Below are 16,278 nucleotides of genomic sequence, written 5' to 3'. Positions count from 1 at the left end.
GCGACGCCACGGCCTTCAACAGGCCCGAATCAACCGGATCGAGTACCGTCGAAACCACCAGGCGGAAACACCATGAACCAAGATCACCAAATGTTGGGTATTGAAAACCCGAAGTTCCTCATTAACTCAGAAGCACCTCAGTTCTGCGAGAGCCGGGGGGTGCAACTCCCCCCGGCTACTCACCTCTGCATCATCTGACTGCCTTGAGCCTGGGCTCGCCGACGCACTCACCGCAATCAGCGGTGGATTCAGGTTATGACAGAGATCTGAGCAGGCGCCTCACTGAGGCCAGCCGTTCCGCTCCGTGAGGTCCAGCGCCACCTGCCAGGACCCAGCCGTCGAGAGCGCAGTGTGGGGGACTGTGGGTGCAGCCGCGTGGGCAGTCCTTCGTGCCGACTTCCAACTCGGGAAAGGCTGAAAGCACTTGCCCCCTGACTACGTGACCTAGGCCGAAGCTGCGCAGGCCTGGCGTGTCTATCACCCAGCCTCCGCCGGGTAGAGGTAGCGCGACGACCGACGTCGACGTGTGGCGGCCTTGGCCGGTTGCGTCGCTGACTGCCGCGGTGACGCGTTCGGTTCCAGGAACTAGCCGGTTCACCATCGTGGACTTGCCGACGCCTGATTGGCCGATCAGGACGGTGATGCGTCCTGTGAACCGCGCCAGAAGGTCTGTCAGATCCGAGTTCGTGCCACCGTCGGCCATCGATACCCCAAGAGCTTCGTATCCGGCGCGCAGCCTTTCAGCAGTGGCCAAGTCGGTCTTGGTCACGATGATCAGCGGCTCCAGCCCAGCGTCGTACGCGGCGACGAGGCATCGGTCGATGAAGCCCTCGCGCGGAGCCGGATCGGTTGAGGACGTCACGATCCCCATCAGGTCGGCGTTGGCTACGACTACGCGTTCCACGGGGTCAACATCGTCTGGTGTGCGCGTCAGGGCGGTTGCGCGGGGCTGGACTCGCACGATGCGCGCCAGCGTGCCAGGCGCTCCGGAAGTGTCACCTACGACAGCGACTTGGTCGCCGACCACCACGGATCGACGTCCGATCTCCCTGGCGCGGACAGCAGTGACAGCGGACCGCGACACATCCAGGAAGACCGTGATGCGACCCCGATCCACTGCTGCCACGAAGCCGGGTACGGCGAGATTGTGCTCCGGTCGTTCCTTCGAACGGGGTCGACTCTTGCCGCGCGCTGGACGTATACGCACGTCGTCCTCGGAGTAGTCGCGGTGATTCATCGAGGGGTCGAGCTCGTTGCGGGGGGATCGAGCATGTGCATCCAGGCGGCCTGGAACCCGGGGAAGGTCTTGGCCGTCGTTCCGATGTTCTCGACTCGGATGCCTGGCACGACTAGGCCGAGGATCGCAGCCGTTGTGGCCATCCGATGGTCGTCGTAGGTGCTGAACACTCCGCCGCGCAGAGGGTGCGGTCGGATCACAAGCCCGTCGTCGGTGCGCGTAACCGAACCGCCCAGTGCGTTGATCTCGCTGGAGAGGGCGGCGAGGCGGTCGGTCTCATGTCCAGCTAGGTGCGCGATGCCAGTCAGTGTCGACTCGTCGGCGGCCAGGCAGCACAGTGCGGCGATTGTGGGTGCGAGCTCCCCGATGTCGTGTAGGTTCTCGTCGATCCCGCGCAGAGTTCCGGGTCCGGTGAGCCGCAGGCCCTCTGGTGTCGACTCGGTGGCCGCTCCCATCGCTACGAGGATTTCCAGCAGGCGTCCGCTCGGTTGAAGGCTTTCGTGAGCCCAACCGGCGACAGTGACCCGTCCCGCCGTCACCATCGCGGCAGCCAGGAACGGCGCGGCGTTGGAGACATCGGGCTCGATCGATCGGTCCAGAGCGCGGATCGGGCCAGCAGTGACTCGCCAGGTGGCGTGTTGGGGCGACGCGGAGTCGCACACGACTTCGACGCCGTGCTCCCGCAGCATGGCGGCGGTCATGGTGATGTGCGGCAGGGATGGGACTGGGGCACCGACGTGATGGACCGTAAAGCTCTGGTCATAGCGAGCCCCGGACAGCAGAAGTCCGCTGACGAATTGGCTGGATGCCGACGCGTCGATGGTCACGCTCCCGCCCGGAACGCTCCCTCGGCCGTGGACCGTGAACGGCAAGCACGCCCGGCCGTCGTCATCGATGTCGACTCCCAGGGCGCGAAGAGCTTCAATCATTACCGCCATGGGGCGCTGTCTGGCCCGCTCGTCGCCGTCGAACGCGACGTCTCCGCTGGCCAGCGCCGCCATCGGCGGCACGAAGCGCATCACGGTACCGGCGAGCCCGCAGTCGATGGAGCAGTTACCGGAAAGCGTCGCCGGCGTTACTAGCAGATCGTCCTCTGGCGTCAAAGCCACCGACGAGCCGAGCTGGCGCATCGCTGCCGCCATCAACTCCGTGTCGCGCGAGCGCAACGCACTCCGGATCGTGGAAGGGCCATCGGCAAGTGCCGCCAGCACGAGTGCCCTGTTCGTGAGCGACTTGGACCCAGGAACCGACACGACCGCGTCGATCTGCGTCGGTGCGGCAGGGGCGGTCCACAGCTCATCGGTCACCTCGGTAGGGTATCCGGCCGGTCAGAGCCGCGGAGCCTGTCGAATGCCGAGTCCGGTACCTTCTGCACGTGCCGGACTGCTTCTTCGAGCCCTTGTCCATCGACAGCGGTGAGGTTTTCGAGGGGACCTTCCTGGGAACGAGCGCTACGGCTGGCCCTTGGGCATCTGAGTCGATGCACGCCGGTCCTCCCTCAGCGCTGCTGGCTCACGCGGCGACCCACGTCGGCGGCATCCCGCCAGGCGGTCTCGCCGCCCGAGTCTGCGTGGAGATCCTGCGACCGGTTCGGGTTGGGGGCGTGCAGGTCTGGGCGAAGACGATCAGGCCTGGGCGTCGCGTCGCTCTCGTGGAAGCCGGACTGCTCGTCGAGGGTCAACCTGTGATGCTCGCTCGCGTGTGGGTGATCAGGAGGGAGGATCTGGCCGATGTGCCTGAAACTCCCACGGCGCCCCCACCCGGCGCAGGCGGGCCCCTTCCTGAGATGCCCCGTGGCTGGGGTGGGGGTCCCCCCACGAAGTGGGGGAGCGGGTACTTGGACGCCATCGCATGGGAATCCGTGGCCGGATCGTTCGCTGAGCTTGGTCCTGCCACCGTATGGGCTCGGCCCAAGATCGCGTTGATCGGTGGCCGGGAGATCAGCGGCGCCGAGCGCGTGATGCTGATCGCGGATTCCGGCAATGGAATTTCCGCTGCGGCTGACCCCCGGCAGTGGTCGTTCCTCAATACGGAACTGACCGTTCATCTGCATCGCTTGCCTGTGTCTGAGCGCGTTTGGATGGCGGCCAAGACCGTCCTGGGTAGTGAAGGCGTCGGCCTGGCATCGACCGTGATAGGTGACGAGGCGGGGGCGATCGGCACAGCCGCGCAGACGTTGTTCGTTGACCGGCGTGGCGACAGGGCCTGATCAGGCAACGAGCGTGATCATCGGGCAGGCTGGACCTCAGCATCCCGACACGACGAGGAGTCGCAGATGAGCATCCCCGGGCTGGAGAACCCCCCGACGTTCAACAAGAAGCTGCGAGAGTGGGTCAAGTCCGTCGCGGAGTTGACACAGCCGGATCGGGTTGAATGGTGTGACGGCTCGCAGGAGGAATGGGACAGACTCACCCAGCTCCTTGTCGACAGCGGGACGTTCATCCGGCTCAACCCCGAGAAGCGTCCGAACTCCTTCCTGGCGCGTTCCAACCCGTCCGACGTGGCCCGGGTCGAGGACCGCACGTTCATCTGCTCAGCGCGCGAGGAAGACGCTGGGCCAACCAATAACTGGGCGGACCCCGCCGAGATGCGCGCGACCTTGAAGGAAGTTTTTCGAGGCTGCATGCGCGGGCGGACCATGTACGTCATCCCGTTCTCGATGGGCCCTCTCGGGTCTCGGATCTCGCAGCTGGGCGTGGAGATCACCGACTCGGCCTACGTGGTCACCAACATGCGCATCATGACCCGGATGGGAAGTGCCGCCCTGGACCTGATCGGTGAAGACGGCGACTTCGTGCCGGCCTTGCACTCCGTCGGATACCCGCTGGTCGACGACGCGGGGAACCCGATCCCAGACATCAGCTGGCCGTGCAGCTCAACGAAGTACATCGTTCAATTCCCGGAAGCGCGGGAGATCATGTCCTACGGCTCGGGATACGGCGGCAACGCGCTGCTCGGCAAGAAGTGCTTCGCATTGCGGATTGCCTCGGTCATGGCTCGCGATGAGGGGTGGATGGCGGAGCACATGCTCGTGCTGAAGCTCACCGCTCCTGACGGGGACGTCAAGTACTTGACCGCCGCCTTCCCGTCAGCGTGCGGCAAGACGAACCTGGCGATGCTCGAACCGACGGTGCCCGGCTGGACCGTGGAGACCGTTGGCGACGACATCGCGTGGATGCGGTTCGGTGATGACGGTCGGCTGCACGCCATCAATCCAGAAGCTGGATTCTTCGGCGTGGCTCCCGGAACGGGCATGCATACCAACGCGAACGCGATCAGGGCGTTGTGGGGCAACAGCATCTTCACCAATGTGGCGCTAACTGACGACGGCGATATCTGGTGGGAGGGCCTGACCGAAGACACTCCATCGCATCTGATCGATTGGAAGGGCAGGGATTGGACCCCCGATTCGGATGAGCCGTCGTCGCATCCGAACTCCCGGTTCACCGCGCCGGCTTCGCAATGCCCGTCGATCGCGCCCAACTGGGAAGATCCCGACGGCGTGCCGATCTCGGCGATACTGTTCGGCGGGCGTCGGGCGACCAACGTGCCGCTTGTGACCGAGTCTCGTGACTGGGCGCACGGGGTGTTCCTCGGCGCCACAATCGCATCGGAGCAGACCGCCGCTGCGGAGGGAACCGTCGGTGCCCTGAGAAGGGACCCGTTCGCCATGCTGCCGTTCTGCGGCTACAACATGGCTGACTACTGGGGTCACTGGCTCAAGATCGGTACGATGACGGACTCGAACAAGCTGCCCCGGATCTATGCGGTCAACTGGTTCCGCAAAGGAGATGACGGCAGTTTCCTTTGGCCCGGATTCGGCGACAACTCACGAGTGCTCGCGTGGATCATCCAGCGTGTGGAGGGCAAGGCTGGGGCGGAAGACACGCCTATCGGCCTGCGACCTCCGGCTGACGAGTTGTTTCTCGATGGGCTGGACCTTGCGGAAGATCAGGTACGCGAGCTCTTCGCCATTGATCCGCAGTCGTGGCTTGCTGAGTGCGACCTGACCGATGAGTACTTCGCGAAGTTTGGCGACAAGGTCCCTGAAGCTCTGCGCGATGAGCTGACTGGATTGCGCGACAGGTTGGAAGCGGCTGTCGACTAGGGGCGCCCGAGGGAGCGCCAGAGGGCACGGAAAGGCGCTCGCCGGTCAGTCTCCGATCGTGGCCACCATGATGGCCTTGATCGTGTGAAGGCGGTTCTCGGCCTGCTGGAAGGCGATGTTCGCGCTGGACTGGAACACCTCGTCCGTAACTTCCAGTCCCTTGTTCATGCCGGTCTTCGCCGCGATGTCTTGCCCCACGTGGGTGTTCGTGTCATGGAACGCAGGCAGGCAGTGCATGAACTTCACGTTCGGTTTGCCCGTTAGATTCAGTGCCGCGGCGTTCACCTGGTAGGGCTTGAGGAGCTTGATCCGCTCATTCCAGACGTCCGCGGGTTCGCCCATTGACACCCACACGTCCGTCATCACGAAGTCGGCGCCGGGTAGAGCCTTCTTCGGGTCGTCCGTTAGGAGCACTCGAGCACCGCTGAGGGCGGCGCGTTCCTTGGCGGCGTCCTGTACTTCTTTGGAAGGCCAGAGGTGCTTCGGTCCGCAGACACGAACGTCGGCCCCCATGATGGCCCCCATGACGAGCAGCGAGTTGCCCATGTTGGAGCGTGCGTCACCCATGTAGCAGTACGAGACGTCCTGGATCGCGCGACCGCGGCTGTGCTCGGTCATCGTGAGGAAGTCGGCGAGCATCTGCGTCGGGTGCCACTCGTTCGTGAGGCCATTCCACACGGGCACACCAGACGCCGCGGCGAGTTCCTCGACGTTCGAGTGTGCGCTGCCCCGGTACTCGATCCCGTCGTAGAAGCCAGCCAGAACCGCGCCAGTATCCGCGATCGATTCCTTGTGCCCGAGTTGGGATCCGGTGGGGTCCAGGTACGTGACGTGCGCTCCCTGGTCGTAGGCGCCCACTTCAAAAGCGCAACGCGTGCGCGTGGAGGTCTTCTCGAAGATGAGGGCCACGTTCTTGCCCCTCATCCTTTGGACCTCGTTGCCGGTGTACTTCGCGCGCTTGAGGTCACGTGATAGATCCAGGAGGAATTGCAGCTCCTGTTCGGTGAAGTCGAGTTCCTTCAGGAAGTCGCGGTGCTTCAGGTTCACGGGCATGAGATGTGTGCCTTTCTAGTAGCTGACGCCGCTGGCGCCGGGGTGGTTTGCCGATTAGGCCGGACCGCGCTCCATCGGGCAGGACATGCAGCGCGGGCCACCACGGCCTCTGCCGAGTTCGTTGCCAGTGATGGCCACGATTTCGATGCCATTCCGCCGGAGGAACGTGTTGGTGCGCTCGTTGCGCTCGTACCCGAAGATGACTCCCGGGGCCACCGCCAGGAAGTTGTTCCCGTCGTCCCACTGCTCGTGGGCGGCGGCGAACTCCGGCTCGGGTGTCCTGAGCGCTGTCACCTTCTCGACGCCCAACGCCTCGGCGACTACAGGGAAGAGCGACTTGTTCTCTCGTACCGTGTACTTGCCCGCGTCTGCCCTCTTGTCCAACGTGAAGGACCTGAGGTCCTCCGGCAGGAACGGGTAAACGGAGAAGGTTGCCTTGTCGATCATGGTCATCGCGGTGTCGAGGTGCATGAACGCTCTGCTCTTGGGCAGCTCTACGACGATGATCTTATGGATCTCCTGCTTGGGAGCCGTGAAGTAGGCCGTTGCCAACTCCTCGATCCCCTGCGGGGCCGTGCGCTCTCCCATGCCGATCATCACTGCGCCGTTACCGATCACCAGGACGTCGCCCCCCTCAACAGTGGCGGGCCCGTGATCGTGATCGCCGTTGCCGTAGTAGAAGTAGACGTCGTCCTTGAACTCTGGGTGGAAGTTCCAGATCGTGCGACTGTTGAAGATCTCCCGCTTGCGCGCCGGCTTCGCCATGGGGTGAACCGAGAGGCCTGAGTAGGCGAATGCGGTGTTGTCGCGCTGGAACAGGTGATTGGGAAGGGGCGTCAGGACGAAGTCTGTGTCTTCCAGGTAGTCCCAGTACAAAGACTTCGTGCCCTTGGGGAGCTGTAGGTCGGACTTCAGAACGCCGCCGATCGCGAAGGAGGCCAGGGCGGCCCCGGTAGCGGCCTCACCCATCTCGCGGAGGGGAGCGACGAGATGGCGGCCACACGTGTACTTGTTGACGAGTCTGTCGAGGAGGAACTCGCGTGCCTCCGGGATCTCAAGAGCCTCGCCGAGCTTGTCGCGGAACAAGTGAACCGTGACGCCCTTCTCCCTAAGTTGATCGACGAAGGAGCGATGCTCTTCGCGCGCCTTCCTGGCCCACATGACGTCATCGAAGAGCAGCTCGTCGCAGTTCTGCGGCGTCAGACGGTCCAGCTCCAGGCCAGGCTCGTGGAGCATCACCTGCTCGAGCTTCCCGACTTCGGAGTCGACGTGGAGAACCATGTGCGTTCCTTTCCCGCTTGTCACATGCTCAGGGCGGGCGATCGGCGCCACCAGATAAGGCGATCCTGCCGACTCGCGAGCTCCGTCGCCACCTGGAGGGCAGAGGCTGGCCGTACGGCCGCTCGACGATCGGAGGAAATCGGGTCTGGTCGGACATTCCGGTCGAATCAGACATCGGACTTTGCGCCCAAAGAGTGAGGAATCACCATGTGTGACAGGTCTCTTACGGGAAGTGATGACTTTCGCGCTCCGCAGAGCTAGTTTGTGTTCATCAAGTGATTGGTCTTGCGAGAGTCGCGGGGAGGTCCAAATGCCACAACAGCCGCTGGCGCGAGTACCGAAAGATGCCGTCTGGCAATGGCAGGACCATGGTTCCTGTCGAGACGTTGACGAGACGCTGTTCTTCCACCCGCCGAACGAGCGCGGACTTGCCAGGGTCAGGCGCGATCGCGCGGCCAAGGCCGTTTGCGCGGGCTGCGCCGTACGAATCGAGTGCGCTGACTACTCGATTCGTTCCCGTGAACCTTATGGCGTTTGGGGTGGGCTGACGGAGGAGGACAGGGAGCGTATCTACGCCAGAATCGCGATAGCGGAGTATCCGCGGCGTCGCGGAGAAGGTGCGCGCTTGTGCGCCTCCGAAATCGCGGACGCCATCTGTTCGCAGACGTTGGGGATCGCCTGATCCTGTCTCAGACGGGCGCCGCGTGGGCGAAGTGCTCGCCAAGGCGGACAATGGACACGTGACCGGAACGGAGCCCTCTGCGAGAGGTTCGGCGCGCGAGCCAGTATCTGGGGATCTGCTCGTCTCGGCGCCGTCGCTGCTCGACCCAAACTTCCGTCGGACCATCGTTCTGCTCGTGCAGGTGGAACAGGACGGGGCTGTGGGGCTCGTGCTGAACCGCCCCGCGTCTTTGGAAGCGGGCGAGCTGCCGTTCCCGTCCTGGCTTCTGTCCCGGGCTCGGATTCGGCAGGGAGGCCCGGTCGGATCCGATTCAGTCCTGGCGATAGGAGACTCAGATCAAGTCCCTGAGTGTTCGTCCCGGCCGCTGTTTGTAGGGCTTTGCGCGGTCGATCTTGATTCTCTAGAGGAACAGTCTCCGTTGGCCGCGGACATAAGCCTGTTCGTTGGGTACGCCGGCTGGGGCCCGGGTCAGCTGCTCAACGAACTCCAGTCAGACGACTGGGCCGTCGTGGCAGGATCGGCTGCTGACGCTCTGCGCGTACCGCCGGAGCACGTGTGGTGGGAAGTTGTGGGCCGACAGCGGTCGCCCGTGCGGTTGTGGCGGACCCTGGCGGAGGATCCACGGTCAAACTGATGAGCGACACGTCCACGGTGTTCGGCCTACGGCACTTCCTGAGGCATCATGCACCAAGGGCTATTGGGGGCAACATGCTGCGACGATGGGTTCTCGTGCTGTGTGGAGCGAGCCTGTCTGTGTCTCTTGCCGCTTGCTCGCAATCCATAGGACCTGAGCGCCGGGCACTAGAGTCGCCTGTGCCCGTGGATACGCCAGCTGCCGACAGCCCAGCGGTCCAGAGCCAGTCGGAGCAGGAAGCTGGTTCGCTGCCTACTGCGGCCACCACGCTTTCGGCGCAGGGCAATGCTTGGGTCGGCGAGGGGGATTCACCCACGACGAAAGAACCGATCACGATCGCCTTCGCGGGCGACTCCTATGCGGAGGGACCCCTCGCCGGGAGGTTGATCTCCGATCCCCGCCGATTCGTCGGTCCGTACAAGCGCGTGTTCCGTGACGCGGACCTAGTTCTGCTGAACCTGGAGACCGCGATCACTCAGCGTGGTACCCCTGAATCCAAGGCGTTCACGTTTCGTTCGCCGCGCCGCGTACTTGGAGGCCTGCGCCGCAGCGGGGTGGATGTAGTCAGCATGGCTAACAACCACGGGATGGACTTCGGGCTGACCGGATTCGCCGATTCCCTCGCCGCGAAGCGGGCGATTCGTTCCCCAGCCATCATTGGCATGGGTGCCAACCGGCGTGAGGCCTTCGCTCCGTGGATCACGTCGGTGAAGGGCCAGGAAGTTGGGTTCCTTGCCGCTACGAGGGTTCTTGACGACCACCTCATGAGCAAGTGGACCGCTGGGCCAGGTAAACCTGGGCTCGCCTCCGCCTATGGGGGGAAGCGCCTCGTTCGGGGAGTCCGGCGCTTGCGCAGCCAGGTGGACACCGTCGTGGTGTACCTGCACTGGGGAATCGAGAAGGAAACGTGTCCCACTTACGATCAGCGGGAGCTGGCCCGCCGTCTGGTGGATGCCGGGGCCGACATTGTCGTAGGAGGCCATCAGCACCGCGTCGTTGGCGGAGGCATGATGGGGAACGCAGTGGTCCACTACGGGTTGGGCAATTTCCTCTTCCAGACAGCCAGCCCCGGATCCGAGCGCACGGGTGTCTTCACCGTTGACATCGACGGCCGAGACGTGCTCGGGTATCACTGGATTCCTGGGCGGATCAGCGCCGCGGTTCCGTACCCTCTAACCGGCGAGGCCGCTCGTTCGGAACGGCGGTACTGGAGATCGCTGCGCGGATGCACCGGCCTGAGACGCTAGGCCAATCCGTGCGCCCGCAGTTGGTTCGGCTTATCGTGGCTTCATGAGGTCAACGGAACTCTCGGACACTCCACGGTTGGGCGACACGATTGTCGCTGAGCCCGAAACGCTGACGACGGATGGTGGCGATCACGAACGATTCTCCCACTTCGTTCCGAAACACAAGATTGTGGAGAGCGCGGTCACCGGTGCGCCGGTTCGGGCTCTGTGCGGCAAGATCTGGACCCCTGGTCGGGATCCGTCGAAGTACCCGGTGTGCCCGGACTGCCAGAGAATCTACGATGGGCTCCCTCCGGGCGATGATGATTCCAAGTAGCTGGGGGTGGTCTCATGTCAACTGAAGCGAGTCAGACGCTTGACCGCGGTTTGCAGGTGCTTGAGGTGCTGGCGGATCACCCTGCCGGGTTGAACATTACTCAGGTGGCCGCGCAACTTGGGATTTCGCGCACATCTGTGTACCGATTGGTCACTACGTTGCAGCAGCACGGGTTTGTGCGACGGTCCCAGGACAGAAGGTGCAGATTGGGAATGGCGGCGCTGGCGTTAGCCAGGCCGCTCCAGCCGCTCGTTCGCGATGCCGCGGTTCCTGTATTGCGCCGGTTGGCGGATCAGGTGAGCGCGACCGTGCACCTGACGCTGGTGGATGGCTCCGAGGCACAGGCTGTGGCGGTCGTCGAGCCAGCTCGATCCGAGACGTTCGCGCCCCAGCGGGTTGGCGCTCGCGCGCCATTGGATCGTGGGCTGGCCGGCAGGGCGGCCGTTGCCACGCGCGCGCCGGGCAGGCAGATGGAACCAGGATGGGTTGTCTCAGGTGGCGACCCGTCCCGCGGCGGTTACGCTGTGGCCGCGCCGGTGCTGGGCGTTATCGGACTTGAGGCGTCGGTTGGCGTTACAGCTACGACCGAACTGGACTCGTCTTTCGTTGGGCCCAGGGTCGTTGCTGCCGCCTCAGAAATCGCGCGACTCTTGAGCTGAGTCCTACCCGCAGCCCGTCACCGCGGCTGCCAGGCGGTCGATCCGGTAGAGGGTCTTGCTGGATGGCACTTTGAGCGGGCGGTTGTTGACCAAGATGCTGAACGCCCGGGTGCGACCGTCATCTCCCGCGGCGACGCCTGACAAAGCGTTGACCCCGGTCAGTGTCCCGGTCTTCGCCATCACGCGACCGATCGCGCACTTGGCCTTCTTCGCCCGGAAGCGCGAATACAGCGTGCCGGATTGGCCCGCGATCGGCATCCCGAGCGATCGGTAGCCGATCGACAGATCCAGGTTCTCCGGGTCCATGGAGGCGCGCACGACTCCGATCAGAGTCCTCGTCGACAGTCGGTTGATCGTAGAAAGGCCGCTGCCGTCGACGATTCGGGCACCCCGCATGGGGACGCCGAGTTTGCGAAGCTCCGCTGTCACCGCCTGGGCTGCTCCAGCTGGCGTAGTCGGGTTGCCCCGGGCAATGGCGACGTGCCGTATCAGGTTCTCAGCGATGGAGTTGTCGGAGTACCTCAACATCGGCCAAACCGCGTCGCCCAGCGCATGTCCCTTGAACTTGGCGAGTAGCTCGGAGCCCGCTGGAGCTGTGCCCCGGTGGACCGCCTTCTTCACCGCGCCCTTCAAGCCGTGCGCGACGAGCTTGGACCTGAAGTAGCGCGCGGCGTCTCTGGCGCCGTCTGAGTAGCGGCGCAAGTCCCGGGTGAGTCCGCGAGGGGCTGTGACGTACTGCGAGAAGTACGACGCCGGCCAACCCGGCGCCAGAGACGGCGTGGCGAATATCGAATCGTCGAACAGGATCTGGATCTTCTTCCCCGGCAGGGTCTGGCTGAGCAGCTTGTCCGCTGTCTTCCGCGCCAGACGGTTCAGATCCCAGGAGCTGAGCAGCGGGTCTCCTCCCCCGGTCAAAGTCACGATCAGATTGTCGGAGGTGCCACGCACGTTGGTCGGGGAGCGGTAGTCGGCACCCAACGCCGAGAGCGCGGCCAGTGCCGTGACTGTCTTCATCGTGGACGCGGGAATCATCCCGCGTCCGGATTTCGCGCCGAATTCCTTCGCCCCGGTCTCCAAGTCCTCGACGCGGATCGACACTTTCTTCCCCAGTGCACGCCACCTCAGGCGCTTGGGGATCTTGGTTCGAAGGATCGACTTCATGGTCGCGGTGGAGCGGGTAGCCGGGACCGACAGGAAGGCCGGGAGTCCCGGAAGCGCTGTGGGCCACGGCGGAACTCGCGTGGTCACTGCCGCGGAGGGATTCGCTACGGCGCTGGCGGGCGTGGGGGTCCCGACGCCCGAAAGAAACACGGCCGCAGCCAGGCCGAAGACGCCAAAGATGCCGACGGCCCGTGTCGTGACGCTCGTGCGAGTTCGAGAACGTTGGGAGGCTGACACGTTGGGGACCCTAGTACGCGCTGGGCAATTCATCGCGCAGACCACTCCGCTAAGCGTGAATTGGTGTCGTTCATGTCCGGGTAGGGGACACACTTCCTGGTGAAGTCCTTTCCAGCGAGCGAGTCCGCGGTAAGTGTTCTCAATGCGGACGCATTGGGTTGCAGTTCGTGTGAGTTCTTCAATCGGGAAACGCAGAAGTCCGAGGCTTGGCGTATTCAGATGGTTGACTGGAAGCAGGCGGGGGAGATGGGCGGAATCCAGTGAGGCAGATGACGCGGGTAGTCGTGGCTGCTGTTGCCAGCGCCGCCATCGTGGGCGCTGTTGTGTCGCCGCCGGTCGTCGGCGAGGCCCAGGCAGCGAAGCGCTCCCGCGTAGTCAGCGGGTGGTTCGGGTACTGGACATCACCTGAGGACATGGCCTCGATCGCCAAGTCAAGTAACGGAGTTCTCGGCGAGGTCAACATCTTCTGGTGGGCTTTCGGGGGCGCGGACAATCCCATTTGCACCTACGGCGACAGTGGCTCCTGCCAAGGTTCTTCGGCCAAACCATGGACCAATGACCGATTCATCCAGGCCAGGAAGGGACTGAGGAGACAGGGGATCAAGGTCTATGCCTCGCACACGGACCTGTACTCCGGTCGGCGAGGAGAGCTCTCCGCGTACTTGAGCAAGAAGAAGAATCGGAAGGCGTTGTCCCGACAGTTCGCTGACTGGGCGGTCAAGGCCAAGGTCCACGGCGTGGACCTTGATTGGGAGAACTTCGCCTTCAACGACGGGTCCGCAACGTGGAAAGCGACGAAACCCAGGTTCGTCAAGACGGTGCGGCTGATGTCGAAGAAGCTTCACCGGGTGGGCAAGCGCCTTTCGGTGACCGTGCCGGGTGGATATTCCCCGGACAAGCCCGGCGGCGGGTACTGGGTGTACGCGTGGAAGAAGATCGCTCCGTACGTGGACAGGTTGCGGTTGATGACTTACGACTACTCCTGGAACCGTCCCGGACCGATCGGGCCACAGAAATGGGCCCGGCAGGTAGTCAAGAGCGCGATCAGGCAGGTCGGGTCCGCCAACCGGAAGAAGCTGTACGTGGGCGTCCACCAGTACGGCAAGGCCTGGTATGCCCGCGACGCGAGCGACGGATATGTGACAAGCGGCGATTGCAAGGCCAACTGGGAGCCGTCCGGGAGGGACGGGATCGCGCTGAGCCCAGCAGGTGCCGCCGGACTCGCGAAGGACTTCGGGGTCACTCCGACTTTCGACAAGTCGTCTCGGGAGTGGACGTTCCGGTACCTCAAGGGTGAGCCTGGGACCTACCTGACCAAGGAGGGGAAGAAGCGCTCCCTGGACTGCGACGTGTGGAAGGAAACGTGGTACGGGGACACGCTCACAGCGAAGGCCCGGGGCAGGATGGTTCGTAAGCTGGGGATCGGCGGCCTGGCGGTGTGGAACCTGGCGAATACCAACGACGACTTCTACCCCGGACTGGCGCCCTTCACAGTCAAGAAGTAGCCAGCGCCTCGCGGTTCGCGGCCGGATCCGCTGGTGTCACCATGATGTCGTGAGTGTCGTGCCAGATGAGATGGAACGCGTCCGGGAGGCAGTCGCCCCCGACCAGCCGTGGATCACGATTGTCTGGAACGACCCGATCAACCTCATGGACTATGTGACCTACGTGTTCATGACTCACTTCGGCTACCCCAAGGCGAAGGCCGAGAAGCTGATGCTCGACGTTCACAACGAGGGTCGAGCGGTTGTCAGCAGCGGCGCCCGGGAACGCATGGAACTGGACGTGGCGGCGATGCATTCGTACGGGTTGTGGGCGACTCTTCGGAAGGATGAGTGATCATGGTTGAGCGGGGCTTCTCGCCTGTCCCCGGCGGGGTACGGCTGGAGCTGGATGAGGCCGAGCGGTCGGTGCTCGCGGACCTATTGCGGCAGATGTCGGCGCTGCTTGGCCCGATAGTCGAGAGTGAGGACGCGTTGTCCGCGGCTTTGGATTTCAGCAGACCCGAGCCGCGTCCCGAAGATCCCGCGTTACTCAGATTGTTCCCGGACGCCTATCGCGACGACCCGGATGAGTCGGACGAATTCCGCCGCTACACGCAGGAGTCCGTCCGTCAGCGCAAGGTAGCCAACGTTGCCCTGGCGCTGGGCGGGCTGACCGACGATGTGGCGGATCTACCCGAACAGTCGGCCGCGGCCTGGCTTGGTGCGCTCAACGACCTGCGTCTGACATTGGGGACAAGACTTGAGGTCACCCAGGAGGACTCAGGACGCTGGGATTCGCGGGACCCCGCTGACTCCCGCGACATCGGCCTTGGCCTGTATGACTGGCTCACCTGGTTGCAGTCCAGTCTCATCGAGAGTCTGTCGGCATGCTGACCATCGCGGCTGAACTGCGGGATGCGATCGTCGCGCATGCCAGGCGTGATCATCCCGTGGAGGCGTGCGGCTTGGTTTGCGGCCCAGCGGGTGGCGATCACGCGGTTAGGTTCGTGCCTGTCGCCAACGATGCCAACTCGCGGACGTTCTACGAATTCGGTTCGGCCGACCTGCTGGCGCTGTATACGGATATGGCCAAGCGAGGCGAGGACCCCATAGTCATCTATCACTCTCATACCGCGTCCCCCGCCTACCCGTCCCCCACTGATGTTTCTCTGGCGTTTGAGCCTGACGCGCACTACGTCATTGTTTCCACGATGGCTTGCGGCAATGGGCCAGGCCAGGTTGAGTTCCGTTCCTTTCGGATCGTAGACGCACAGATCCGCGAGGAGGAAGTCGTGGTTGTCGACTGACGGGGCCGTGCGCGTGCGTTGGGTACGCTGGTGCGGCTATGGACGCGCCGATCGGGATCTTCGACTCCGGGGTCGGGGGCCTGACGGTAGCCCGTGCGGTTCTCGATCAACTGCCCGACGAGCCGATTCTGTACGTCGGTGACACAGCGCGTGGCCCCTATGGACCGAGGCCGATTGCCGAGGTTCGCGAATTCGCGCTTGGCGTGATGGACCACTTGGTTGACGAGTGTGTGAAGGTCCTTGTGATCGCGTGCAACTCCGCTTCGGCCGCCGTGCTGCGCGATGCCCGGGAGCGGTACTCCGTCCCTGTCGTGGAGGTCATCCAGCCAGCGGTACGTCGGGTAGTGGGAGCGACTCGCAACAACCGGGTCGGGGTCATTGGCACACGGGCCACGATCTCCTCCGCCGCATACGATGACGCCTTCGCCGCTGCCCCTCACCTGAAGCTGTACTCCCAGGCGTGCCCAAGATTCGTGGAGTTCGTCGAGTCGGGTGTGACGTGGGGGGATGAGCTGCTGGACGTCACGCACGAGTACCTGGACCCCCTGCGCTCAGCGGACATCGACACTCTGGTTCTGGGATGCACGCACTACCCCTTGCTGACGGGGATACTTTCCTACGTCATGGGCTCTGGGGTCACGTTGGTCAGCAGCGCCGAGGAAACGGCGAAGGACGTCTACCGGGTCTTGGTGGAGCGGGGTCTAATGCGCGTGCCCAGCGCTGACCCGCCGCCGCACCGGTTCATCGCGACCGGAGATCCTGAACCATTCGAGAAGCTAGGCCGCAGATTCCTGGGCCCAGAGATAGGTGAAGTGGAGCATGTCCCGGGGCTGGCGGCGGACTGCGTGTAAATCAGGTTCCGACAGGTAGCT

Annotated in this window: 18 protein-coding genes; 13 read left to right on the top strand and 5 right to left on the bottom strand. The window is 63.9% G+C overall.

All coding sequences use genetic code 11. From position 1 onward, the window contains the following. Positions 1-253: 253 nt before the first annotated feature. Together rsgA and aroA are read right to left on the bottom strand one after the other, a co-directional pair. Positions 254-1,237, bottom strand: coding sequence for a ribosome small subunit-dependent GTPase A (rsgA, locus tag Q8P38_10870; GenBank protein MDP4015104.1), 984 nt, complete (start codon positions 1,235-1,237; stop codon positions 254-256). After that, positions 1,234-2,544, bottom strand: a complete 1,311-nt coding sequence (gene aroA / locus Q8P38_10865) for a 3-phosphoshikimate 1-carboxyvinyltransferase (protein MDP4015103.1) — start codon at positions 2,542-2,544, stop codon at positions 1,234-1,236. Before aroA ends, rsgA begins: the two co-directional genes overlap by 4 nt. Positions 2,545-2,612: 68 nt before the next feature. Between aroA and Q8P38_10860 the strand changes: the two genes are divergently transcribed. After that, positions 2,613-3,446 (top strand): thioesterase family protein, encoded by an 834-nt coding sequence (locus Q8P38_10860; GenBank protein MDP4015102.1) that lies wholly within the window; start codon positions 2,613-2,615, stop codon positions 3,444-3,446. A gap of 66 nt (positions 3,447-3,512) precedes the next feature. Beyond that, a complete protein-coding gene (locus Q8P38_10855; GenBank protein ID MDP4015101.1) occupies positions 3,513-5,345 on the top strand; it encodes a phosphoenolpyruvate carboxykinase (GTP) in 1,833 nt (610 codons plus the stop codon). Between the two features lie 45 nt (positions 5,346-5,390). On the opposite strand, the gene argF is transcribed toward Q8P38_10855, so the two are convergent. Then, positions 5,391-6,398: an ornithine carbamoyltransferase gene (argF, locus tag Q8P38_10850; GenBank protein MDP4015100.1), complete on the bottom strand. Its 1,008-nt coding sequence runs from the start codon at positions 6,396-6,398 to the stop codon at positions 5,391-5,393. A 54-nt stretch (positions 6,399-6,452) separates the two neighbouring features. Next, positions 6,453-7,679 (bottom strand): arginine deiminase, encoded by a 1,227-nt coding sequence (locus Q8P38_10845; protein ID MDP4015099.1) that lies wholly within the window; start codon positions 7,677-7,679, stop codon positions 6,453-6,455. 310 nt (positions 7,680-7,989) lie between these two features. On the opposite strand from Q8P38_10845, the gene Q8P38_10840 reads away from it, so the two are divergent. Genes Q8P38_10840 through Q8P38_10820 form a run of 5 tightly spaced genes read left to right on the top strand, consistent with a single transcriptional unit; the run spans position 7,990 to position 11,217 of the window. Then, positions 7,990-8,361 (top strand): WhiB family transcriptional regulator, encoded by a 372-nt coding sequence (locus Q8P38_10840; protein MDP4015098.1) that lies wholly within the window; start codon positions 7,990-7,992, stop codon positions 8,359-8,361. A 58-nt stretch (positions 8,362-8,419) separates the two neighbouring features. Continuing rightward, positions 8,420-8,995 (top strand): YqgE/AlgH family protein, encoded by a 576-nt coding sequence (locus tag Q8P38_10835; GenBank protein MDP4015097.1) that lies wholly within the window; start codon positions 8,420-8,422, stop codon positions 8,993-8,995. Further along, complete coding sequence (locus tag Q8P38_10830; protein MDP4015096.1) at positions 8,995-10,242, top strand: CapA family protein; 1,248 nt, start codon at positions 8,995-8,997, stop codon at positions 10,240-10,242. Before Q8P38_10835 ends, Q8P38_10830 begins: the two co-directional genes overlap by 1 nt. Positions 10,243-10,285: 43 nt before the next feature. Next, entirely contained in the window at positions 10,286-10,558 is a 273-nt protein-coding gene (locus Q8P38_10825) for a DUF3039 domain-containing protein (GenBank protein MDP4015095.1), read from the top strand. A gap of 14 nt (positions 10,559-10,572) precedes the next feature. Then, on the top strand, positions 10,573-11,217 hold the full coding sequence (locus tag Q8P38_10820) for a helix-turn-helix domain-containing protein (protein MDP4015094.1): 645 nt from the start codon (positions 10,573-10,575) through the stop codon (positions 11,215-11,217). Between the two features lie 3 nt (positions 11,218-11,220). Here the strand turns inward: Q8P38_10820 and dacB are convergent, their stop codons facing one another. Further along, on the bottom strand, positions 11,221-12,615 hold the full coding sequence (gene dacB / locus Q8P38_10815) for a D-alanyl-D-alanine carboxypeptidase/D-alanyl-D-alanine-endopeptidase (GenBank protein MDP4015093.1): 1,395 nt from the start codon (positions 12,613-12,615) through the stop codon (positions 11,221-11,223). 99 nt (positions 12,616-12,714) lie between these two features. On the opposite strand from dacB, the gene Q8P38_10810 reads away from it, so the two are divergent. The 6 genes from Q8P38_10810 to murI are packed head-to-tail and all read left to right on the top strand — an operon-like array spanning position 12,715 to position 16,257. Then, entirely contained in the window at positions 12,715-12,879 is a 165-nt protein-coding gene (locus tag Q8P38_10810; GenBank protein MDP4015092.1) for a hypothetical protein, read from the top strand. A 5-nt stretch (positions 12,880-12,884) separates the two neighbouring features. Beyond that, the gene (locus Q8P38_10805) at positions 12,885-14,120 is read left to right on the top strand and encodes a glycosyl hydrolase family 18 protein (GenBank protein MDP4015091.1); all 1,236 of its coding nucleotides are present in this window, start codon (positions 12,885-12,887) and stop codon (positions 14,118-14,120) included. A gap of 49 nt (positions 14,121-14,169) precedes the next feature. After that, positions 14,170-14,454, top strand: a complete 285-nt coding sequence (gene clpS / locus Q8P38_10800; protein MDP4015090.1) for an ATP-dependent Clp protease adapter ClpS — start codon at positions 14,170-14,172, stop codon at positions 14,452-14,454. A 2-nt stretch (positions 14,455-14,456) separates the two neighbouring features. Next, a complete protein-coding gene (locus Q8P38_10795) occupies positions 14,457-14,993 on the top strand; it encodes a DUF2017 domain-containing protein (GenBank protein MDP4015089.1) in 537 nt (178 codons plus the stop codon). Further along, complete coding sequence (locus Q8P38_10790) at positions 14,987-15,406, top strand: M67 family metallopeptidase (GenBank protein MDP4015088.1); 420 nt, start codon at positions 14,987-14,989, stop codon at positions 15,404-15,406. The genes Q8P38_10795 and Q8P38_10790 overlap by 7 nt, the downstream gene beginning before the upstream one ends. 38 nt (positions 15,407-15,444) lie before the next feature. After that, complete coding sequence (gene murI, locus Q8P38_10785; protein ID MDP4015087.1) at positions 15,445-16,257, top strand: glutamate racemase; 813 nt, start codon at positions 15,445-15,447, stop codon at positions 16,255-16,257. Positions 16,258-16,278: the final 21 nt, after the last annotated feature.

It is taken from the genome of Candidatus Nanopelagicales bacterium, from assembly GCA_030700225.1.
Taxonomy (GTDB): domain Bacteria; phylum Actinomycetota; class Actinomycetes; order S36-B12.
This window is presented reverse-complemented; position numbering and strand designations above follow the sequence as displayed.

Bases quoted from the DNA above. Each gene is read 5' to 3' on its own strand.
- argF (MDP4015100.1), bottom strand. From the start codon at position 6,398: ATGCCCGTGAACCTGAAGCACCGCGACTTCCTGAAGGAACTCGACTTC.
- Q8P38_10830 (MDP4015096.1), top strand. From the start codon at position 8,995: ATGAGCGACACGTCCACGGTGTTCGGCCTACGGCACTTCCTGAGGCAT.
- Q8P38_10790 (MDP4015088.1), top strand. From the start codon at position 14,987: ATGCTGACCATCGCGGCTGAACTGCGGGATGCGATCGTCGCGCATGCC.
- Q8P38_10805 (MDP4015091.1), top strand. From the start codon at position 12,885: ATGACGCGGGTAGTCGTGGCTGCTGTTGCCAGCGCCGCCATCGTGGGC.
- Q8P38_10855 (MDP4015101.1), top strand. From the start codon at position 3,513: ATGAGCATCCCCGGGCTGGAGAACCCCCCGACGTTCAACAAGAAGCTG.
- murI (MDP4015087.1), top strand. From the start codon at position 15,445: ATGGACGCGCCGATCGGGATCTTCGACTCCGGGGTCGGGGGCCTGACG.
- Q8P38_10820 (MDP4015094.1), top strand. From the start codon at position 10,573: ATGTCAACTGAAGCGAGTCAGACGCTTGACCGCGGTTTGCAGGTGCTT.
- Q8P38_10845 (MDP4015099.1), bottom strand. From the start codon at position 7,679: ATGGTTCTCCACGTCGACTCCGAAGTCGGGAAGCTCGAGCAGGTGATG.
- Q8P38_10795 (MDP4015089.1), top strand. From the start codon at position 14,457: ATGGTTGAGCGGGGCTTCTCGCCTGTCCCCGGCGGGGTACGGCTGGAG.
- Q8P38_10840 (MDP4015098.1), top strand. From the start codon at position 7,990: ATGCCACAACAGCCGCTGGCGCGAGTACCGAAAGATGCCGTCTGGCAA.
- Q8P38_10825 (MDP4015095.1), top strand. From the start codon at position 10,286: ATGAGGTCAACGGAACTCTCGGACACTCCACGGTTGGGCGACACGATT.
- rsgA (MDP4015104.1), bottom strand. From the start codon at position 1,237: ATGAATCACCGCGACTACTCCGAGGACGACGTGCGTATACGTCCAGCG.